The organism is Streptomyces sp. NPDC051172 (assembly GCF_040682555.1).
In the GTDB taxonomy this organism is placed as follows: Bacteria; Actinomycetota; Actinomycetes; order Streptomycetales; family Streptomycetaceae; genus Streptomyces.
On record NZ_JBFBBE010000032.1, the window covers coordinates 37,865 to 57,557 of the forward strand.

Annotated in this window: 19 protein-coding genes; 8 read left to right on the forward strand and 11 right to left on the reverse strand. The window is 70.2% G+C overall.

Annotated features, from left to right (window positions below; translation table 11 throughout):
* Nucleotides 1-29: 29 nt before the first annotated feature.
* A complete protein-coding gene (locus tag AB0N07_RS20825) occupies nucleotides 30-1,058 on the reverse strand; it encodes a glycosyltransferase family 2 protein (RefSeq protein ID WP_365837050.1) in 1,029 nt (342 codons plus the stop codon).
* 247 nt (nucleotides 1,059-1,305) lie between these two features.
* On the opposite strand from AB0N07_RS20825, the gene AB0N07_RS20830 reads away from it, so the two are divergent.
* Nucleotides 1,306-2,667 (forward strand): LCP family protein, encoded by a 1,362-nt coding sequence (locus tag AB0N07_RS20830; RefSeq protein ID WP_365837052.1) that lies wholly within the window; start codon nucleotides 1,306-1,308, stop codon nucleotides 2,665-2,667.
* A gap of 169 nt (nucleotides 2,668-2,836) precedes the next feature.
* Nucleotides 2,837-3,199, forward strand: a complete 363-nt coding sequence (locus tag AB0N07_RS20835; protein ID WP_365837054.1) for a four-helix bundle copper-binding protein — start codon at nucleotides 2,837-2,839, stop codon at nucleotides 3,197-3,199.
* 216 nt (nucleotides 3,200-3,415) lie between these two features.
* On the opposite strand, the gene AB0N07_RS20840 is transcribed toward AB0N07_RS20835, so the two are convergent.
* Together AB0N07_RS20840 and AB0N07_RS20845 are read right to left on the reverse strand one after the other, a co-directional pair.
* On the reverse strand, nucleotides 3,416-4,045 hold the full coding sequence (locus AB0N07_RS20840; protein ID WP_365837056.1) for an HAD-IA family hydrolase: 630 nt from the start codon (nucleotides 4,043-4,045) through the stop codon (nucleotides 3,416-3,418).
* The gene (locus AB0N07_RS20845) at nucleotides 4,038-5,336 is read right to left on the reverse strand and encodes an LCP family protein (RefSeq protein ID WP_365837059.1); all 1,299 of its coding nucleotides are present in this window, start codon (nucleotides 5,334-5,336) and stop codon (nucleotides 4,038-4,040) included. Before AB0N07_RS20845 ends, AB0N07_RS20840 begins: the two co-directional genes overlap by 8 nt.
* 119 nt (nucleotides 5,337-5,455) lie before the next feature.
* Here AB0N07_RS20845 and AB0N07_RS20850 point away from each other — a divergent pair, with 119 nt between their 5' ends.
* Nucleotides 5,456-6,022 (forward strand): acyl-CoA thioesterase, encoded by a 567-nt coding sequence (locus AB0N07_RS20850; RefSeq protein ID WP_365837061.1) that lies wholly within the window; start codon nucleotides 5,456-5,458, stop codon nucleotides 6,020-6,022.
* Between the two features lie 45 nt (nucleotides 6,023-6,067).
* Here AB0N07_RS20850 and AB0N07_RS20855 read toward each other — a convergent pair whose 3' ends face one another.
* Nucleotides 6,068-7,225, reverse strand: a complete 1,158-nt coding sequence (locus AB0N07_RS20855; RefSeq protein WP_344402106.1) for an acyl-CoA dehydrogenase — start codon at nucleotides 7,223-7,225, stop codon at nucleotides 6,068-6,070.
* A gap of 188 nt (nucleotides 7,226-7,413) precedes the next feature.
* Between AB0N07_RS20855 and AB0N07_RS20860 the strand changes: the two genes are divergently transcribed.
* The gene (locus tag AB0N07_RS20860; RefSeq protein WP_365837063.1) at nucleotides 7,414-8,757 is read left to right on the forward strand and encodes a UDP-glucose/GDP-mannose dehydrogenase family protein; all 1,344 of its coding nucleotides are present in this window, start codon (nucleotides 7,414-7,416) and stop codon (nucleotides 8,755-8,757) included.
* Between the two features lie 110 nt (nucleotides 8,758-8,867).
* Here AB0N07_RS20860 and AB0N07_RS20865 read toward each other — a convergent pair whose 3' ends face one another.
* Nucleotides 8,868-9,368, reverse strand: coding sequence for a CGNR zinc finger domain-containing protein (locus AB0N07_RS20865; RefSeq protein ID WP_365837065.1), 501 nt, complete (start codon nucleotides 9,366-9,368; stop codon nucleotides 8,868-8,870).
* Nucleotides 9,369-9,450: 82 nt separating this feature from the next.
* Between AB0N07_RS20865 and AB0N07_RS20870 the strand changes: the two genes are divergently transcribed.
* Both AB0N07_RS20870 and AB0N07_RS20875 read left to right on the forward strand, forming a co-directional pair.
* On the forward strand, nucleotides 9,451-9,810 hold the full coding sequence (locus AB0N07_RS20870; RefSeq protein WP_365837067.1) for a VOC family protein: 360 nt from the start codon (nucleotides 9,451-9,453) through the stop codon (nucleotides 9,808-9,810).
* Nucleotides 9,811-9,824: 14 nt separating this feature from the next.
* On the forward strand, nucleotides 9,825-10,214 hold the full coding sequence (locus AB0N07_RS20875) for a VOC family protein (RefSeq protein ID WP_365837069.1): 390 nt from the start codon (nucleotides 9,825-9,827) through the stop codon (nucleotides 10,212-10,214).
* Here the strand turns inward: AB0N07_RS20875 and AB0N07_RS20880 are convergent.
* From AB0N07_RS20880 to AB0N07_RS20895, 4 genes are all read right to left on the reverse strand, one after another.
* Entirely contained in the window at nucleotides 10,201-11,331 is a 1,131-nt protein-coding gene (locus AB0N07_RS20880; RefSeq protein ID WP_365837071.1) for a dipeptidase, read from the reverse strand. The two genes, AB0N07_RS20875 and AB0N07_RS20880, sit on opposite strands and share 14 nt — an antisense overlap.
* Nucleotides 11,332-11,822: 491 nt before the next feature.
* Nucleotides 11,823-13,007: a dipeptidase gene (locus AB0N07_RS20885; protein ID WP_365837072.1), complete on the reverse strand. Its 1,185-nt coding sequence runs from the start codon at nucleotides 13,005-13,007 to the stop codon at nucleotides 11,823-11,825.
* A gap of 5 nt (nucleotides 13,008-13,012) precedes the next feature.
* Complete coding sequence (purE, locus tag AB0N07_RS20890; RefSeq protein ID WP_365837073.1) at nucleotides 13,013-13,552, reverse strand: 5-(carboxyamino)imidazole ribonucleotide mutase; 540 nt, start codon at nucleotides 13,550-13,552, stop codon at nucleotides 13,013-13,015.
* Nucleotides 13,549-14,688, reverse strand: coding sequence for a 5-(carboxyamino)imidazole ribonucleotide synthase (locus AB0N07_RS20895; protein WP_365837074.1), 1,140 nt, complete (start codon nucleotides 14,686-14,688; stop codon nucleotides 13,549-13,551). The genes purE and AB0N07_RS20895 overlap by 4 nt, the downstream gene beginning before the upstream one ends.
* 196 nt (nucleotides 14,689-14,884) lie before the next feature.
* On the opposite strand from AB0N07_RS20895, the gene AB0N07_RS20900 reads away from it, so the two are divergent.
* Nucleotides 14,885-15,397 (forward strand): GtrA family protein, encoded by a 513-nt coding sequence (locus AB0N07_RS20900; RefSeq protein ID WP_365837076.1) that lies wholly within the window; start codon nucleotides 14,885-14,887, stop codon nucleotides 15,395-15,397.
* A 390-nt stretch (nucleotides 15,398-15,787) separates the two neighbouring features.
* Here AB0N07_RS20900 and AB0N07_RS20905 read toward each other — a convergent pair whose 3' ends face one another.
* On the reverse strand, nucleotides 15,788-17,062 hold the full coding sequence (locus AB0N07_RS20905; RefSeq protein ID WP_365837078.1) for an ATP-binding protein: 1,275 nt from the start codon (nucleotides 17,060-17,062) through the stop codon (nucleotides 15,788-15,790).
* Between the two features lie 118 nt (nucleotides 17,063-17,180).
* Nucleotides 17,181-17,858 (reverse strand): response regulator transcription factor, encoded by a 678-nt coding sequence (locus AB0N07_RS20910; RefSeq protein WP_030941720.1) that lies wholly within the window; start codon nucleotides 17,856-17,858, stop codon nucleotides 17,181-17,183.
* Nucleotides 17,859-18,159: 301 nt separating this feature from the next.
* Here AB0N07_RS20910 and AB0N07_RS20915 point away from each other — a divergent pair, with 301 nt between their 5' ends.
* A complete protein-coding gene (locus AB0N07_RS20915) occupies nucleotides 18,160-19,665 on the forward strand; it encodes an oligopeptide:H+ symporter (RefSeq protein ID WP_365837081.1) in 1,506 nt (501 codons plus the stop codon).
* The last annotated feature ends 28 nt before the right edge of the window (nucleotides 19,666-19,693 follow it).

Here is a 19,693-nt window from a genome sequence, read left to right on the forward strand (position 1 = left end):
CCGGGTTCAAGAGGGGCGCCCCCCGGTGCTCAGTTGGAGGCGAGCACCGCGGGGCGGCGGGAGGCGATGACCTTCTTCGCCAGCGCCTTGGGGCTGGTCAGGAAGCCCCAGCCCCAGGACATGTGCATGGTGGCGAGAGCGACCGGGATCTGCAGCCGCGCCTTCAGCGGCAGCCCCTTGCCCGCCGGGACGGACCCCAGGGCTATCGCCGCGAGGTAGCCGCCGGGGACCACGAAGCCCCAGGGCGTCAGGAACGCGCCGACCACGAGTCCGGCCGCGATCGCCAGGACCGCCGTCGGCGGCGCGAGATAGCGCAGGTTGATGGAGCCCTCGTGGTAGCGGGCGACGACGTGCCGCCAGCGGCCGTAGTCCTTGTACTGCTTGGCGAGGGCCTTCACCGACGGCCGCGGCCGGTACGACACCTTCAGCTCCGGCGAGAACCAGATCAGCCCGCCGGCCTCCCGGATGCGGAAGTTCAGCTCCCAGTCCTGGGCGCGGATGAACTCCTCGTTGTACCCGCCCTGCTGCTCCAGCGCCTCGCGCCGGAACACCCCGAGGTAGACGGTCTCGGCCGCCTGGGCCTCGCCACCGGTGTGGAAGGCGGCGTTGCCGACGCCGATCTTCGAGGTCATGGCGGCGGCGACCGCGTGCTCCCAGTCGTTCTCGCCCTCGGCGTGCATGATGCCGCCGACGTTCTGCGCGCCGGTCTCCTCCAGGAGCCGTACGGCCGTCGCGATGTAGTTCGGCGAGAGCATGCCGTGCCCGTCGACGCGGACGACGATCGGGTGCCGGGAGGCCTTGATCGCGGCGTTGAGGGCGGCGGGCGTACGCCCCGCCGGGTTGGGGACGGTGTGCACGCGCGGGTCTTCGGCCACGAGCTCGGCGGCGATCTCGTCCGTGCGGTCCTTGGACGGGCCGAGGGCGAGGACGACCTCCATCTCGCCGGCGTACTCCTGCGCGAGGATCGCTTGGACGGCTCCGCGCAGATGCCGCTCCTCGTCGAGGACGGGCATGATCACAGAAACGGCGGGGAGCGGCGCGTCGGGGTTGGCGTTCATCGCCCGTTACGTTACCGCGAACGGGGGACACCTTTGCGCCCCGCCGTGGCGGTGACCCGGGCTACAGATCGTATCGGCCTACGGTGCTCACGGTCCCACGTACGGCCGTCGCCCGGAGGTGTCCGCCTTGCCCACGCAGCCTCGGTCCGCCGCGCCCGCCCCTCCGCAGCGCCGGCCCCAGCCCGCGCGCACCCCACCGCCGCGCGGGCCGCGGCCGCCCGTGCCACGGAGGAAGCCGCGCTGGGTGATGCGGGCGGCGACGACCCTCTCCGTGGTCGTCCTCGCCTCCGCCGGGATCGGGCATGCCGTGGTGACCAGCCTGGATGCGGGCATCGCCCGCGTCGACCCGTTCAAGGACATGAAGAACCGCCCCAAGGCCGGTCACGGCATGAACGTCCTGCTGGTCGGCACCGACGGCCGCGACCGGATCAGCGACGAGGAGCGGCACCGCTACCACCTGGGCGGCGAGCCCTGCCACTGCACCGACACGATGATGATCGTGCACATCTCGGCGGACCAGGAGCGGGCGACCGTGGTGAGCCTGCCGCGCGACTCGTACGCCATGACGCCCACGCACATCGACCAGAAGACCGGGAAACGGATCCCCGGCCACCCCATCAAGATCAACGCGGCGTACGCGGAGGGCGGCCCGAACCTCACCGTCCAGACCGTCGAGGACATGACCCATGTGAAGATCGACCACTATCTGGAGGTCGACTTCACCAGCTTCATGAAGACGGTGGACGTGCTCGGCGGAGTCTCCGTCTGCACCGCCTTCCCCCTGAAGGACACCTACACCGGACTCGATCTGCCCGCCGGGACGCACGTCCTCAACGGCGGACAGGCCCTGCAGTTCGTGCGCGCCAGGCATGTCGACGCGGACTCCGACCTCGGCCGGATGAAGCGCCAGCAGCGGTTCCTGGCGGCGCTCATCGAGCGGGCCACGTCCTCCGGGATCCTGCTGAACCCGATGAAGTTCCGGGACGTGACCCGGGCCGTGCTGGGGTCGGTGCGCGCGGACAAGGGTTTCGGCACGGACGAGCTGCTCGATCTCGGGCGCGCGATGCGCAACTTCTCCCCCTCGTCCTCCGAGTTCACGACCGTGCCCATCGGACAGATGGGGTACGTCGTGCCGGGCATCGGCGAGACGCTGAAATGGGACACCGCCAAGGCCGACCGTCTCTTCCAGTCGCTGCGCGACGACAAGCCGCTGGCCGCGCGCCCCTCCCGCCCCCAGCCGGTGCCGGTCGAGGTGGACCCGCAGCAGATCCACGTCCAGGTCGAGAACGGCACGGCCACGGAGGGACTCGGCAAGCGGGTGGACGCCGCCCTGGCGGCGACGGGCTTTCGCACCACCCGGGTGCCGGCGGACGCGGACGACCACGGTCTGAAGCGCACGGTCATCGTCTACGACCCCGGGTGGGACCGCTCCGCGAAAGCGCTGGCCAACGCGCTGCCGGGCAGCGAGCTGCGGGAGGTGCCGGGGCTCGGGCCGACGTTGAAGGTGATCGCCGGGGCCGACTTCAAGCAGGTGCGGCGGGTGCGGGCGGAGGCCGCGGACCAGGGGGAGCCCGGGGTGATGACGGGGGGCCAGGAGATGTGCTCATAACCCGAACGGACCTGTGCCGCGCCCCCTGACGGAATGTCGGGGGTCGTGCACTCTGCGGCATAAGTTGCGGATTATTGGCGTCCGCCCGATGGCGCCCGGCGCCCGGCAGGCGTAGGAACAGAAGGGCACGGGGCCCACCCCCGGGCCCCTCTGCCTCTCAGGAGGAGCCATGACCCAGCCCGGAACCATGACGGCCATGAGCAAGGAGATGCAGGACTGCGTCCAGGCGTGCATGTCTTGCCACAGCATCTGCGAGGAGACCATGAGCTCCTGCATGCAGATGGGTGGGCAGGCCCAGATGCAGATCATGCGTGCGCTCATGGACTGCTCCGAGACGACCCGCATGTGCGCGGACATGATGATGCGCCGCTCGCCGATGTCGGCCGAGATGTGCGCGATGTGCGCCAGGGCGTGCGACATGTGTGCGGAGGCGTGTATGAGCATGCCGGACGACAAGCAGATGATGCGGTGCGCGGAGGCGTGTCGACGGTGCGCCGAGATGTGCCGTGCGATGTCGAGCGCCACGATGTGACGTCCGTCTGAGCGTGGATCGAGGGCACCTGCGCGCTGGGTGCCCTTGGTCATGTGCGTTGCGTTGGCGTTGCGCGGCGCCCGGCGTCGGTGCAGGCCGGGGGCGGTGCGCGGCCCGGCGGTGCGGGGTGCCGCCTTTCTTTGGGTCGGGAGCCGCCCTGAGCGGCACGTATGCCCGCAGGCTACGGGGGCTACGAGCGCCCGCAGGGCGCGAGGGCTACGGCGTGAACAGTGGCTCCAGGGCTCGTTCCAGGTCTGCTGCCGTGCGGAAGTGGACCGGGTGCATTCCCAGGGCTGCCGCCGCCTCGGTGTTTTCCTCGGTGTCGTCCACGAACAGGCAGCGTTCGGGGCGTACGCCCGCCAGGCCGGCTGCGAGGCGGTAGATGCGGGGGTCCGGCTTGGCGAGGCCTACTCGGGCGCTGTTGACGACCTCGTCCGCGAGGTCGGCGAGGCCGAGCGCGGTGAGGTCGTCCTCGAGGCGGACGGTGGCGTTGCTGACGAGGACGAGCGGCAACCGGGTGCGCGCCCGCCGCAACAGCGAGACCACGGTCTCGTCGGCCGAGAAGGGCGACTCCAGCAGGGCGGTGCCCAGGTCCCAGGCCGTGGCTTCCGGGACCAGCCCGGCAAGGCCCTCGGCGATCGCCTGCACCCACTCCTGCAGGTCGACCCGGCCCAGCAGCACTGGCAGACCTGTCTCCGGCGCGAAGGCGACCTTCGCGGTGGTGCCCTCGGCGAGCCCGGCGGCCCGCTCCAGGGCATGCAGCCCGGAGGGGTCGTAGGACCGGATCACGTTGTCCACGTCGCAGAGCACCGCGTCGAACGGTGCTCTGCCAGGCCGCTCAGCCACCCGAGACCGTGACCTCCTGGTCGTTGTTCAGCTCGTCCACCAGCGTCTTGACCTTCGCCTTGTCCCAGACGAGGTTGCCGCCGACGGAGCCGGAGATCGGCATGTTCAGCGAGGTGCCGTCACCGCTGTTGACGCCCTTCATCGCCCAGAACATGGACCCCAGATCCCACAGGCTCATGTCCTTGTCGACGGTGAGCGAGTCCAGACCCGCGCTCATCGTGGGGTACAGCTTGAAGGGGTTCATGACGGTCGACGGGGTCGCCACCTGGTGCGCCAGCGCGGACAGGAACTTCTGCTGGTTCTTGGTGCGCTGCAGGTCGGAGGTGGCGAAGGCGTGCCGGGTACGGACGAAGGCGAGGGCCTGCTCGCCGTTCAGCGTCTGCGTGCCCGCCTGGAAGTCGGCGCCCGAGTACTTGTCCTTGAAGCCCTTGTCGATGGTGAGCGTGACACCGCCGACCGCGTCCACGATGTTGGCGAAGCCGGCGAAGCCGATCTCCACGTAGTGGTCGATGTGCAGGCCCATGTTGGCCTCGACCGTGCGCACCAGCAGCGTCGGCCCGTCCTCCGCGTAGGCCGCGTTGAGCTTCGTCTGCCGGCCCGTGGCCGGGTAGGACTTGCCGGAGGTCGACCCCACGTACGAGGGGATCGTCACGTTCGAGTCGCGGGGCAGCGAGACCAGCGTGTCCCCGTTGCTGCCGACGTGCAGGATCATCATCGAGTCGGTCCGCTTGCCCTCCGCGGAACCGGTGTGCAGCTTCTTCTTCTGGTCGGAGGAGAGCCCGGCGCGGCTGTCGGAGCCGACGATCAGGTAGTTCGTACCGGCGCCCGAGGCCGGTCGGTCGATGACCTTGGACAGGTCGACGTCCCGGTGCAGCTTGCCGTCGGCCCAGAAGTACGTGGCGACCGACGTCACTGCCAGCGCCGTGACCAGGGTTATCGCGGTCCACTTGATACGGCGCCGCCAGTTCGGCCGCGGCCGGTACCCGCCGTGGTCACCGGGGCCGCCCGGCCCTCCGCCGCCGGGCGAGCCGTAGACCTGGCCGGTGTTGTAGTCGCTGTCGTAGCCGTCGCTCGCGTTGTCGCCGCCGTACCCCTGGCCGTTGACGTACGAGGGCTGCTGGGGCACCCCGCCGCCGTACGGCGGGGCGGACGGGCCGGAGCCCCCGTACGCGCCCGAGGCAGGCCGGCGGACCTGCCGCATCGCACGGGCACCCTCGGGGTGCGCGCTCGCGCTGCCGCGTCCGTACCGGTTGCGGTTGTCGTCGGACCATGCCTCGGGCCAATCGTTCATGGGGCCCAGTGTGCAGGGAGCAGCCATGCCCTTCACAAGGGTCGTAGGAAAATCAGGGCACGCCTGTTGCGAAGCCAACACAAAGTCCGCGGATGTGGCCTCGGCATAAGGTGGAGGCCATGACAGACCAGGCCCCCGCCACGGAATCGGACACCTCGGATATACCGGAGGTGCCTGGCAAGCCCACCTCGGCGTCCCGGACCACGCTCAGTCACATCATGACGCACAACGACACGAACCTTCTGGGCACGGTGCACGGCGGCGTGATCATGAAGCTGGTGGACGACGCGGCGGGCGCGGTGGCCGGCCGGCACAGCGGCGGCCCCGCCGTCACGGCGTCGATGGACGAGATGGTGTTCCTGGAGCCGGTCCGCGTGGGCGACCTGGTCCACGTCAAAGCACAGGTCAACTGGACCGGCCGGACGTCGATGGAGGTCGGGGTGCGGGTCCTGGCCGAGCGCTGGAACGAGTCCACCCCGCCCACCCAGGTCGGCTCCGCCTATCTGGTCTTCGCCGCGGTGGACGCCGACGGCAAGCCCCGCCGGGTGCCGCCGGTACTGCCGGAGACGGAGAAGGACCGCCGTCGCTACCAGGAGGCCCAGATCCGCCGCACCCACCGGCTGGCGCGACGGCGGGCGATCGTGGAGCTGCGCGAGAAGCGGGCGGCGGAGGGGCTCGACGACTGAAGGGCGCCCACCGGGGACGCCCTTCACCGCACAGCAGACCGACCGTTACGGCAGGTTCCGCGCCATCACGATCCGCTGGACCTGATTCGTGCCCTCATAAATCTGGGTGATCTTCGCGTCGCGCATCATGCGCTCCACCGGGTAGTCACGGGTGTAGCCGTATCCGCCGAGCAGCTGCACCGCGTCCGTGGTGACCTCCATGGCCACGTCCGACGCGAAGCACTTGGCGGCGGCACCCTGGAAGGTCAGGTCCTTGTCGCCGCGCTCCGAGGCGGCCGCGGCCTGGTAGGTGAGGGCGCGGGCGGCGGAGACCTTCATGGCCATGTCGGCCAGCATGAACTGGATGCCCTGGAAGTCGGCGATCGGCTTGCCGAACTGCTTGCGCTCCTGGACATAGCCCTTGGCGTAGTCGAGGGCACCCTGCGCGACACCCAGCGCCTGCGCGGCGATCGTGATGCGGGTGTGGTCGAGGGTCTTCATCGCCGTGGCGAAGCCGGTGCCCTCCTCGCCGATCATGCGGTCGGCGGGGATGCGGACGTTGTCGAGGTAGACCTCGCGGGTCGGGGAGCCCTTGATGCCGAGCTTCTTCTCCGGGGCGCCGAAGGAGACACCCTCGTCCGACTTCTCGACGACGAAGGCCGATATGCCCTTCGAGCGCTTCGAGGGGTCCGTCACCGCCATCACCGTGTAGTACTCGGAGACGCCGGCGTTGGTGATCCAGCGCTTCACGCCGTTGAGCACCCAGTGGTCGCCGTCGCGGACCGCCTTCGTCTTCATGCCGGCCGCGTCGGAGCCCGCGTCCGGCTCGGAGAGGCAGTACGAGAACATCGCGTCGCCCTTGGCGAGCGGGCCCATGTACTTCTTCTTCAGCTCCTCGGAGCCGGAGAGGATCACCGGGAGCGAGCCCAGCTTGTTCACGGCCGGGATCAGGGACGAGGAGACGCACACGCGCGCCACCTCCTCGATCACGATGACCGTCGCCAGCGCGTCGGCGCCCGCACCGCCGTACTCCTCGGGAACGTGCACCGCGTGCAGGTCGTTCGCGACCAGGGCCTCCAGGGCCTCCTGCGGGAAGCGGGCCTCCTCGTCCACGACGGCGGCGTAGGGCGCGATCTTCGCCTCGGCCAGTGAACGGATCGCGTCGCGGAGCATGTCGTGCTCCTCGGACGGGCGGTACAGGTCGAAGTCAGCCGATCCGGCCAAGGTTTCTCACGCTCCAAGGACGCTTCTGACGCACTGTGGCGACGGCGCTAATTACCGTTAAGTAACTCAAATTTTAGGGGGCCGCCCACAGGAGTGATACGTGAGCTTGGCGACAGCGGGAAAAGTGCCCGGGGAACGGCCCGACTATGCTCACCTCGGCACTCACCACGTCCCTCTCTGGAGCACCCATGGCCCTCAGGATCACCGTGATCGGCACCGGCTATCTCGGCGCGACACACGCCGCCGCGATGGCGGAGCTGGGCTTCGAGGTGCTCGCCCTGGACGTCGTACCGGAGAAGATCGAGAAGCTGGCGCGGGGCGAGGCCCCGATGTTCGAGCCGGGCCTCGACGAACTGCTGCGCAAGCACGTCGCCGGGATCGAGGGATCCACCGGGCGGCTGCGCGTCACCATGGACTGGGCCGAGGTGGGGGCCTTCGGCGACGTCCACTTCCTGTGCATCAACACCCCGCAGAAGCACGGCGAGTACGCCTGCGACATGTCGTACGTCGACTCCGCCTTCGCCTCGCTCGCCCCGCATCTGACCGGGCCCGCCCTGGTCGTCGGCAAGTCGACCGTGCCGGTCGGGTCCGCCGACCGGCTGGCCCGCTTCCTCGTCGAGAACTCCCCGGCCGGCGAGGACGCCGAGCTGGCCTGGAACCCCGAGTTCCTGCGCGAGGGCTTCGCCGTCGACGACACCCTGCACCCCGACCGGATCGTGGTCGGCGTCCGCAGCGAGCGGGCGGAGAAGCTGCTGCGCGAGGTGTACGCGACGCCGGTGTCCGAGGGGACGCCGTTCGTCGTCACGGACTTCCCGACCGCCGAGCTGGTGAAGACGTCCGCGAACTCCTTCCTCGCCACCAAGATCTCCTTCATCAACGCGATGGCGGAGATGTGCGAGGCCTCCGGCGGCGACGTCACCAAGCTGGCGGAGGCCATCGGGTACGACGACCGGATCGGCAAGAAGTTCCTGCGGGCGGGTATCGGCTTCGGCGGCGGCTGTCTGCCCAAGGACATCCGGGCCTTCATGGCGCGCGCCGGTGAGCTCGGCGCCGACCAGGCGCTGACCTTCCTGCGCGAGATCGACTCGATCAACATGCGCCAGCGCGGGCAGATGGTGGAGCTGGCGCGGCAGGCACTCGGGGGCGGGCCCTTCCTGGGCAAGCGGGTCGCGGTGCTCGGCGCCACCTTCAAGCCCGACTCGGACGACGTACGCGACTCCCCCGCGCTGAACGTCGCCGGCCAGATCCACCTCCAGGGCGGCCAGGTCACCGTGTACGACCCGAAGGGCATGGACAACGCCCGCAAGGTCTTCCCGACGCTCGGCTACGCCGACACGGTGCCGGAGGCCGTGCGGGGCGCCGACGTGGTGCTGCATCTGACCGAGTGGCGGGAGTTCCGCGAGCTGGACCCGGCGCAGCTGGGCGAGGTCGCGGCGGCCCGGGTGATCCTGGACGGGCGCAACGCCCTCGACCCGGAGCTGTGGCGCAAGGCGGGCTGGACGTACCGGGCGATGGGGCGTCCCACGGCGTAGAAGCCGTCGAGGTTCACGAACATGAACGACGCCGGTTCGGCCGAGGCTCAGTCGGCCGAACCGGCGTCTTGTTGCATTCTGCACCACCGGCCCGCCGCGCTGCCGGGGAACTACTTCGCCCGGTACCGGCGCATTTTCGCGCGCGCCCCGCACACCTGCATGGAGCACCAGCGGCCGCGGCCGGCCGGACTGCGGTCGTAGTACGCCCAGTGGCAGGTGACCGACTCGCAGGCCTTCAGGCGCAGCCAGGTACCGGCGACGAGGGATTCCGCGACGGCGGCGGCGACACGGGAGCGCAGGGGTTCCTCGTCGGCGGGTGCCAGCGCCGCCGAGCCGTCCGCGGTGTCGACGGTCAGGCGCAGGGGCGCCGAGGCGAGCAGTTCGCCCAGGGGCGTCACCGTGGCGTGCGGCTGATGACCGGCGTGGGCGAGCAGCACGGCGCGCAGTGACTCGCGCAGCTCACGCGCAGCCGCCACCTCTGCCTCCGGGAGACCGAACCGCGCCCGGCCGTCCGCCGTGTCCAGCGCGTCGGCGCCGGACTCGATGTCCAGCGTGTTCACCAGGGACTCGACGAGAACCAGGCTCCCCGGCGCGGCCGATCTCTCACTCATGCTTGCGACGTTACCTCCAATGAGGCAGCATGCAGTAACCGTTACTGCATGACCGCATCTACAGGTAACACAGGAGGAAGTCATGGCTCTCGCCGAACTGGGCGTCGTCGTCCTGGACTGTCCCGACCCGAGCGCGCTGGCCGGGTTCTACGCCGAGGTACTGGGCGGCACCGTCGAGACGGAGGACGGCTGGGCGGACCTCACCACCCCCGACGGGCGGGCGCTGGCCTTCCAGGCCTCCCCCGGCTTCGTCGCCCCCGAGTGGCCCGCGCCCGAGCACTCGCAGCAGTTCCACCTGGACCTGACCGTGGAGGACCTGGACGCGGCCGAGGCGGGTGTGCTGGCGCTCGGCGCCAAGCCGCTGGACGCCGACGACCGCTCGCGCACCTGGCGGGTTTACGCGGATCCGGCCGGGCACCCGTTCTGTCTGTGCGCCTGCTGAACCGGGAGGACACCATGCCAGTGGCCCGCTTCCGCTCCGTCGTCCTCGACTGCCCCGACCCGCGCGCGCTCGCCCGCTTCTACGCGGGCGTCGCGGGCGGCACGCCCGAGGAGGAGGACCCCGACTGGGTCGTACTGCACATCCCCGGCGGGCCCCGGCTCGCCTTCCAGCGGGCGCAGGGCCTCACCCCGCCCGAGTGGCCGCGCGCGGACCGCAACTCGCAGCAGTTCCACCTCGACTTCGACGCCGGGTCGACCTGGGAGGAGATCGACGCGGCGCACGAGAAGGTGCTGGCGCTGGGGGCGCGGCCGCTGGACCTGGAGGACCGGGAGAAGAAGGACTTCCAGGTGTACGCCGACCCGGCCGGGCATCCGTTCTGCCTGTGCCGGATCAGCGAGCCGTAGACCGGCCGTCGGCTTCCGTGATCGTCGCCGTCGAGGGTTCCCGGCGCTCCTGGAGCGCGCGGGCCGTGAAGTCGGCCGTGCGCAGCACCCGCTGCACGTTTCCCCAGGTCAGCAGGGCGACATCGGGCTCGGACCAGCCGCGGTTCAGAAGTTCGGCGATGAGGTGCGGGTAGCAGGAGGCGTCGCCCAGGTCCTGGGGGTGGGCGGTGCCCGCGTCGTAGGTGCCGGACAGGCCGACGCAGTCCGGGCCCGCCACCTCGCGCACATGGTCGAGGTGGTCGGCGACGTCGTGGACGGACGGGCCCGTCTGGTCCACCGTCAGCGGCACCATGCACAGGCCCTTGGCGGCCCCCAGCCGGGAGAGCTGGTCGTCGGAGAGGTTGGCCGGGTGGGGGCGCAGGGTGGCGGAGGCGGAGCGGGTGAACAGGACCGGCGCCCTGGAGACCGCCAGGGTGCGGCGGACCGTGTCGGAGGAGGCACCGGAGAGGTCGGCGAGCACACCGAGCCGGTTCATCTCCCGCAGGACTTCCTCGCCGAACCGGGTGAGCCCGTCCTCGCTCGCCCAGGACACCCCGGACAGGGTGAGGATGCGCAGGCCGAGGGTCTGCAGGGCGCGCAGGATGCCGAGGGAGTCGCCGAGCGCGGCGGCTTCGGCTGGGCCGAGCAGCACGGCGATACGGCCGCAGTTGTGGGCGTCGGTGGCCTGCCCGGCGGTGCAGACGAGGCGCAGCCCCTCGGGGTGCGAGCGCGCCACGATGTTCACGAGGTCCAGCTGTTCCAGGGTGGCCGCGACGATCCGGTCGCCGTCGATGCCCTCCGGCAGGTGCAGCGACCCGAACAGCATGCCGACGTGCCCCTCCTGCAGCCGCGGCACATCCGTCTCGACATCGCTCTCGCCGAGCTCCAGGTCGTACCAGGACAGATGCCTCAGGGCCCATGGCAGCCCGCTGTAGCCGTCGGCGACAGGATGGACGGCGAGGATGGCATGGGCGCGCTCCACGGGGTCGGCGCCCGGATCGGAGACGGGCTGGTAGGGCCCGGCCGGGAAGGGCTCCGGCAGGCCGATGCCGTCAAGCTCCCCGACGGTGTGCAGTTCGTCGTCCTGGAGGTCTGCCATGGCGGGCTCCGTACGTCGTGAATCGTCCCCAAGGGGTACGGTCACCGTCGCACGGGGGCGCGGGACGCTTCCTGATGAGTGGGGCGTTCGGGGGTACTGGGCCCGGCTCGGCGCTCCTGAGCCGCCTCGATGACCTCCGTGACAGCCGGCGCGGAGCGCCCCGCACGGAGGCCGGGTCGGTCACCCGGCGACCACCGGGTCTGACGCCGGTCGCGCCTTCACTCCGCAGGGGCACCGACCTGCCGTGGTTCCGCGGGAGATGACCGCGACCGACAACTCGCGGCGGCGGGTGCGGTTCACCGCGGAGGTGACCGAGGCGGTCGCGGACGCGGTCGGCGCCGCCGGGTGGGCGTGCGGATCTCCGGCGCTGCTGGACCGTCCGAAGGGCCTTGAGGCTCGGCCGTCTGCACCTCGTGCACGCCGGCCCGGGACCGCCACCTGATGTACATGGGCGGGGCGGACGGCTGCACCGACCACCCCGCCCTGGACGGTCAGCCGTCCAGGGACTCGATCGTCGCGTTGGACGGCGGGCGGGTCGCCTGAAGCTCGCGGGCCACATCCTCCGCCGCACCCAGTACCCGTACCGAGTTCTGCCAGGTCAGCTTGGCCAGGTCGGGCTTCGACCAGCCTCGGTCGAGGAGCTCGGCGATCAGGTTCGGATAGCCCGAGACGTCGCTGAGGCCGTCCGGGGTGAAGGCCGTGCCGTCGTAGTCGCCGCCGATGCCGAGGTGGTCGATGCCGGCGACCTCGCGCATGTGGTCCAGGTGGTCGGCGACCGTGGAGACCGTGGCGACCGGGCGCGGGGTGCGCTCCTCGAAGGCGCGGTGCACCTTCATCGCCTCGGGGGTCGTGTCGAGGTGGTGGAAGCCGTGCGAACGCAGGTTCTCGTCCGCGGCTGCCGTCCAGTCCACGGCCGCCTGCAGCACGAACTTCGGCACGAACGTCACCATCGCCACGCCACCGTTCCCGGGCAGGCGCTCCAGCACGTCGTCAGGGATGTTGCGCGGATGGTCGCAGACGGCCCGGGAGGAGGAGTGGGAGAAGATCACCGGCGCGGACGTGGCGTCCAGCGCGTCACGCATCGTCGTCGCCGCGACGTGCGAGAGGTCGACGAGCATGCCGAGGCGGTTCATCTCCCGGACCACCTCGCGGCCGAAGGCCGTGAGACCGCCGACGTTCGGCTCGTCCGTCGCCGAGTCCGCCCACGGGTTGTTGTCGTTGTGGGTGAGCGTCATGTAGCGCACGCCCAGCCCGTACAGACCGCGCAGCGTGCCGAGGGAGCAGGCGATGGAGTGCCCGCCCTCCGCTCCCATGAGGGAGGCGATACGGCCGTCCCTGCGTGCCGCCTCCATGTCGGCGGCCGTCAGCGCGGGCGCCAGGTCCGCCGGGTAGCGGGCCAGCAACTGCCGTACGCAGTCGATCTGTTCGAGCGTCGCGGGCACCGCGTCCGGCAGGTCCGAGCGGACGTACACCGACCAGTACTGCGCACCGACGCCGCCCTCGCGCAGGCGCGGGATGTCGGTGTGCAGATGGGCGTTCTGGTGTACGGCGATGTCGCGGGCGTCCAGGTCGTAGCGGACCTGCTTGCGCAGCGCCCAGGGCAGGTCGTTGTGGCCGTCGACGACCGGGAACTCGGCGAGGAGTTCCCGGGCCGCCTCCAGCGAGGCGGAGGTCATCGCCGTCACTTCCCGGAGCCGAAGCCGAAGCCGCCCGACCCCTCGACCTTGGCACGCAGGCGCTTGCCCTTCTCGGTGGCCTGGTCGTTCAGTTCCTGCTGGAACTCCCGCATACGGCCGAGCAGTTCCTCGTCCTGCGTGGCCAGGATGCGGGCCGCGAGCAGGCCCGCGTTGCGGGCGCCGGCGACGGACACGGTCGCGACGGGCACGCCGGCCGGCATCTGCACGATCGACAGGAGGGAGTCCATGCCGTCCAGGTACTTCAGCGGCACCGGGACGCCGATGACCGGCAGCGGGGTCACGGAGGCGAGCATCCCGGGAAGGTGGGCGGCGCCCCCGGCACCCGCGATGATCACCTTGAGTCCCCGCTCGGCGGCCTGCTCGCCGTACGCGATCATCTCGCGCGGCATGCGGTGCGCGGAGACGACGTCGACCTCGTAGTCGATCTCGAACTCGTCGAGGGCCTGGGCGGCGGCCTCCATGACGGGCCAGTCCGAGTCGGAACCCATGACGATGCCCACGACCGGGCCGGCAGCAGTACTCATTCTGTGATCGTGCCTCTCAGGTAACCGGCTGCGTGACGTGCGCGCTCGAGGACGTCGTCCAGGTCGTCGCCGTAGGTGTTGACGTGGCCCACCTTGCGGCCGGGCTTCACGTCCTTGCCGTACATGTGGATCTTCAGCTGGGGGTCGCGGGCCATGCAGTGCAGATACGCGGAGTACATGTCCGGGTAGTCGCCGCCCAGCACGTTGACCATCACGGTCCACTTGGCGCGCGGTCGCGGGTCGCCGAGCGGGAGGTCGAGGACCGCGCGGACATGGTTGGCGAACTGCGAGGTCACGGCCCCGTCCTGGGTCCAGTGGCCGGAGTTGTGCGGGCGCATCGCGAGCTCGTTGACGAGGATGCGGCCGTCGCGGGTCTGGAACAGCTCGACGGCGAGGTGGCCGACGACGTCCAGCTCCTTGGCGATGCGCAGCGCCATCTCCTCAGCCTGCAGGGCGAGGGTCTCCTCCAGGCCGGGCGCGGGCGCGATCACGGTGTCGCACACGCCGTTCACCTGCTGGGACTCGACGACCGGGTAGGCGACCGCCTGGCCGTGCGGGGAGCGCACGACGTTCGCCGCCAGTTCCCGTACGTAGTCGACCTTCTCCTCCGCGAGGACCGGAACGCCCGCGCGGAACGGGTCCTCGGCCTCGGTCACGTCGTCGACGACCCACACGCCCTTGCCGTCGTAGCCGCCGCGGACGGTCTTGAGGACGACGGGGAAGCCGTCGCCCTCGGCCGCGAAGGCGGCCACGTCCGCCGGATCGGTCACGATCCGGTGCCGCGGGCACGGCACCCCGATCGCATCGAGCCGCGCACGCATCACGCCCTTGTCCTGGGCGTGTACGAGCGCGTCGGGGCCCGGGCGCACGGGGATGCCGTCCGCCTCCAGCGCCCTGAGGTGCTCGGTGGGTACATGTTCGTGATCGAAAGTGATCACATCGCAGCCCCTCGCGAACTCACGCAGCGTGTCGAGGTCGCGATAGTCGCCGACGACGACATCGCCGACGACCTGCGCCGCGGAGTCCTGAGGGGTGTCACTGAGGAGCTTGAACCTGATGCCGAGCGGAATGCCTGCCTCGTGTGTCATACGAGCGAGCTGGCCTCCGCCGACCATGCCGACTACCGGGAACGTCACGCCCCTAGGGTATCGGCCACGCCACGTCGGCCGGTTTCCGGCCTTTTCCGGCGCCTCTTACTCCCGCCTTTCCGGGCTTTTCCAGTCCTCTTCCCCACCTCTATCCCGTCTGTGAACGCATCGACAGGCGTTTGAGATGGGGGGTGGTTAGCATGGCTGAGTTGACGAAACCGACCGAATGGGGGCCTGCACGGCCATGGGACATGGTTCCGCCGGGCTGCGAAGGCTCGCACACGAGGTAGCGAAGTTCGGTGCGGTGGGTGCCCTGGGCACCGTCGTGAACTTCGGAGTCTCCAATCTTCTCTGGCACCTCACGAGCCTGCAGGCCGTACGTGCCAACGTGATCGCCACCGTGGTCGCGATCGGTGTCAACTACCTGGGGTTCCGCTACTTCACGTACCGTGATCGCGACAAGAGCGCCCGGACGAAGGAGCTCTCCCTCTTCCTGGCCTTCAGCGCGGTCGGCCTGGTGATCGAGAACGGCATCCTGTACGCGGCCATCTACGGCTTCGGCTGGGACAGCTCGCTGCAGCGCAACATCTTCAAGGTCGTCGGCATCGGCCTCGGCACGCTGTTCCGGTTCTGGTCGTACCGCTCGTGGGTGTTCAAGGCCCTGCCCGCGCAGGCCGTCGCCGACGCCGAATCGATCCTGGAAGAGGCCGAGACGGCCGAGGCCCGCCGCCCCAAGCCCAAGGCCCGCGTCAGCTGAGCGCTGCGCCGGCTGTGCCGACCTGGGGGTCGGCCGCGCGGCCGGTGAGCCGGCTGCGACCCCGCCCCGGTGCACCGGGATACGCCGAGGCGCAGAGGGTCTCCCCGAACCACCCGAACCACCCGAACCACCCGCACCACGCGACCTGTGCGACGTGAGCTGAACCGCCACCCCCGCCGGCCGCCACCGCCGGGGGTTTCCGGTCTCACCGGACCATCGGCTCCTCGTCCTCCGCCGGCGGCCGCTTCAGCGGTGTGGCGCCGAACCGTCCCCGGAAGCCCCAAGACGGCCACGGCCCGCGTCAGTTGAGCGCCCCACGAGCTGCGCCGCCCCCTCCCCGAACCAACCGTCCCGCGTGAACCGAACCCCCGCCCCCGGGGGTTTCCGGTCTCACCGGACCATCGGCTCCTCGTCCTCCGTCGGCGGCCGCTTCAGCGGTGTGCGCGACAGGAACAGGCCGAACACCGGCGGCTGGGTCTGCAGCATCTCCAGGCGGCCGCCGTCCGCCTCCGCCAGGTCCCGTGCCACAGCCAGCCCGATGCCCGTCGAGTTCCGTCCGCTGATCGTGCGTTCGAAGATCCGCGCACCGAGGTCGGCGGGCACGCCCGGTCCCTCGTCGGTGACCTCCACGACCGCCTGGTTGCCGGTCACGCGGGTCCGCAGCGCCACCGTGCCCCCGCCGTGCATCAGCGAGTTCTCGATCAGCGCCGCCAGCACCTGGGCGACCGCGCCCGGTGTGCCGACCGCCTGCAGATGCCGTTTTCCGGAGCTGACGATGGCCCGCCCGGCCTGGCGGTAGGCGGGCCGCCATTCGGCGAGCTGCTGCTGGATGACCTCGTCGAGGTCGAAGGAGACGGCGTTGCCGGTACGGGGGTCGCGGGAGTTGGTCAGCAGCCGCTCCACCACGTCCGTCAGCCGCTCGACCTGGGTGAGGGCGACATTGGCCTCCTCCTTCACCGTGTCCGGGTCGTCGGTGAGGGTGATCTCCTCGAGCCGCATCGACAGCGCGGTCAGCGGTGTCCGCAGCTGGTGGGATGCGTCGGCGGCCAGTCGCCGCTCGGCGGTGAGCATGCGGCCGATGCGTTCGGCGGAGGAGTCCAGGACGTCCGCCACCCGGTCCAGCTCGGGAACGCCGTACCGCTTGTGGCGGGGCCGCGGATCGCCGGAGCCGAGCCGCTCGGCGGTCTCCGCGAGGTCGGTGAGCGGGGAGGCGAGCCGGTTGGCCTGCCGGATCGCCAGCAGTACGGCGGCCACCACGGCGAGCAGCGCGACCAGCCCGATGATCAGCAGTGTGCGGCCGACCTCCCGGCTCACGGTCGAACGCGGCTCCTCGACGACGACCCGCTCGCCCTCCTCGCCGGTGGCCCGGCCGCGGATGACGTCACCCGCCGGCTTGCTGCCGAGCGCGATGTCCGACTGCCCCGGGATCTGGATCACGGCGTACCGCTCGCCCGTGACCTGCCCCTTCAGCACCTCCGCGCTGACGGGCCCCGCCCCGATGAGCCGGCTGTCCACGATGCTGGCCAGCCGCTGCGCCTCGGAGCTCACCCGCTCCTGGGCGCTGTTGCTGATGGTCCGCGTCTCGACGATGACGAGAGACACACCGAAGACGGCGATGACCACGAGCACGACGGCAAGCGTGGACTGAATGAGACGACGACGCACGAGGCCCTCCGGGCAGTGGCTTTACGACGACCAGTGTGCCTCGGGCGCCCTGCCGACTCCGACCGGCTCCTCGCCGACTCCGACCGGCTCCTGCCGACTCCGGCGGGTTCTTCTCGGACTAGCTCTTCTCGAACCGGAAACCCACACCGCGCACGGTGGCGATGTACCGGGGGTTCGCCGCGTCGTCGCCCAACTTCTTGCGCAGCCAGGAGATGTGCATGTCGAGGGTCTTCGTGGACGACCACCAGGTGGTGTCCCACACCTCGCGCATCAGCTGGTCCCGGGTGACGACCCGGCCCGCGTCCCGCACCAGCACCCGCAGCAGGTCGAACTCCTTGGCGGTGAGCTGGAGTTCCTCGTCCCCCATCCACGCCCGGTGCGACTCGACGTCGATCCGCACGCCGTGCGTGGCGGGCGGCTGCGCCGGCTCGGCCGCACCGCGCCGCAGCAGGGCCCGGACACGGGCGAGCAGTTCGGCGAGGCGGAACGGCTTGGTGACGTAGTCGTCGGCGCCCGCGTCGAGGCCGACGACGGTGTCCACCTCGTCGGCACGCGCGGTCAGGATGAGGATCGGCACGGTGTGGCCCTCGGCGCGCAGCCGGCGGGCGACCTCGAGGCCGTCCATGCCGGGCAGACCGAGGTCCAGCACGACCAGGTCGATGCCGCCGGCGTTTCCGGCGTCGAGCGCGGTGGGTCCGTCCTCGCGCACCTCGACCTCGTAACCTTCCCGGCGCAGGGCGCGGGCCAGCGGCTCCGAGATGGACGCGTCGTCCTCGGCGAGCAGTACACGGGTCATGAGGTGATGGTAGTCCGCTCTTGACAGGTGCTGTGGTGTGATCGGCACCCGTGATTCTTACCTTTGGACACACCGAAGCGAACCTGTGTCTGTGTGGCGCGATCATCGAAGAGACCTTGGAAAAGGTGTGTATGGTTCCACCTTCACCTGTGATACGTGTCTCAAGTCCTTCCATATCCGGCACTGTCCTGCCGTATGGTGAAACAACGCCTGTAGCACTGCGGGGACCTTTGGCTACCACTTGACGCCGAAGGTCTCTTTTGTGTGCGGTAAACCCCCACCAGCACAGCAAGGAACGACCATGGCGTCCAGCCTGACGAAGGACTCGGTCCGCCCGGACAACCCCGGCTCCGAGAAGACCTTCTTCGGCCACCCTCGCGGTCTGGCCACCCTCTTCATGACCGAGATGTGGGAGCGGTTCTCCTACTACGGCATGAGGGCCCTGCTCCCGCTCTACCTCGTGGCCCCGGGTGGCCTGCACCTGAACGCGGGCACGGCGACTGCGATCTACTCGGTGTACGTGTCGCTCGTGTACCTGCTCGCCCTGCCCGGCGGCTGGGTCGCGGACCGCTTCCTCGGCCCCCGCAAGACGGTCGCCGTCGCGGGTCTGATCATCATGCTCGGCCACCTGTGCCTCGCACTGCCCGCGGCCGCGAGCTTCTTCGTCGGCCTGGGTCTCGTCGCCATCGGTTCGGGCCTGCTCAAGGCCAACATCTCGACGATGGTCGGCCACCTCTACAAGGGGCCGGAGGACCCGCGCCGGGACGGCGGCTTCACCCTCTTCTACATCGGCATCAACCTGGGCGCCTTCGCCGCGCCGCTGGTCATCGGCACCGTCGGTGAGAACGTCAACTGGCACCTGGGCTTCGCCCTCGCCGCGCTCGGCATGGCGCTGGGTCTCGCCCAGTACCTGCTGGGCAGCCGCCACCTGAACCCGAAGAGCAGCGAGGTCCCGACCCCGCTGTCCCCCGCGGAGAAGTCCGCCACCCTGCGCAAGGGCCTCATCTGGCTCGCCATTGCCGCGGTCTTCTACGGCGTCGTCGGCGGCACCGGCCACTTCACCCTGAACTGGGCGCTGATCCCGCTCACCCTCATCGGTCTGCTCGTGCCGATCCTGGTCATCGCCCGCATCCGCCGGGACAAGGACCTGGACGCGGGCGAGAAGTCGAAGGTGTCGGCGTACGTCTGGTTCTTCGTCGCCGCCGCTGCCTTCTGGATGATCTACGACCAGGGCGGTTCGACTCTGTCGCTCTTCGCGGACGGCTCGGCCAAGAACTCGATCGCGGGCTGGACGTTCCCGGTCTCCTGGTACCAGTCGGTCAACCCGGTCATGATCATGGCACTGGCACCGGTCTTCGCCTGGCTGTGGCTCTGGCTGAACCGGCGCGGCAAGGAGCCGAGCACGATCGTGAAGTTCTCCTCCGGCCTGGTGCTGATCGGTGCGTCCTTCTTCCTCTTCCTCGCCCCGCTGTCGATCGCCGAGGGCGGCCACAAGGCCGCGGCGATGTGGCTGGTCGCGATCTACTTCGTGCAGACCGTCGGCGAGCTGACGCTGTCCCCGGTGGGGCTTTCCGTGACGACGAAGATGGCGCCGAAGAAGTACGCCTCCCAGATGATGGGCGTCTGGTTCCTCGCGGTCACCGCGGGCGACTCGATCACGGCCCTGTTGTCGAACCCGGCCGTCGGCGGGGTCAACCTCGACAAGACGGGCTTCGTCGCCCTGGAGGCGGTGCTCGCCGTGATCGCGGGTGTCGCGGTGTGGATGTTCCGCAACAAGGTCAACAAGCTGATGGGCGACGTCCACTGACGTGGTCCTGACCGAGAGGGCCGCTGCA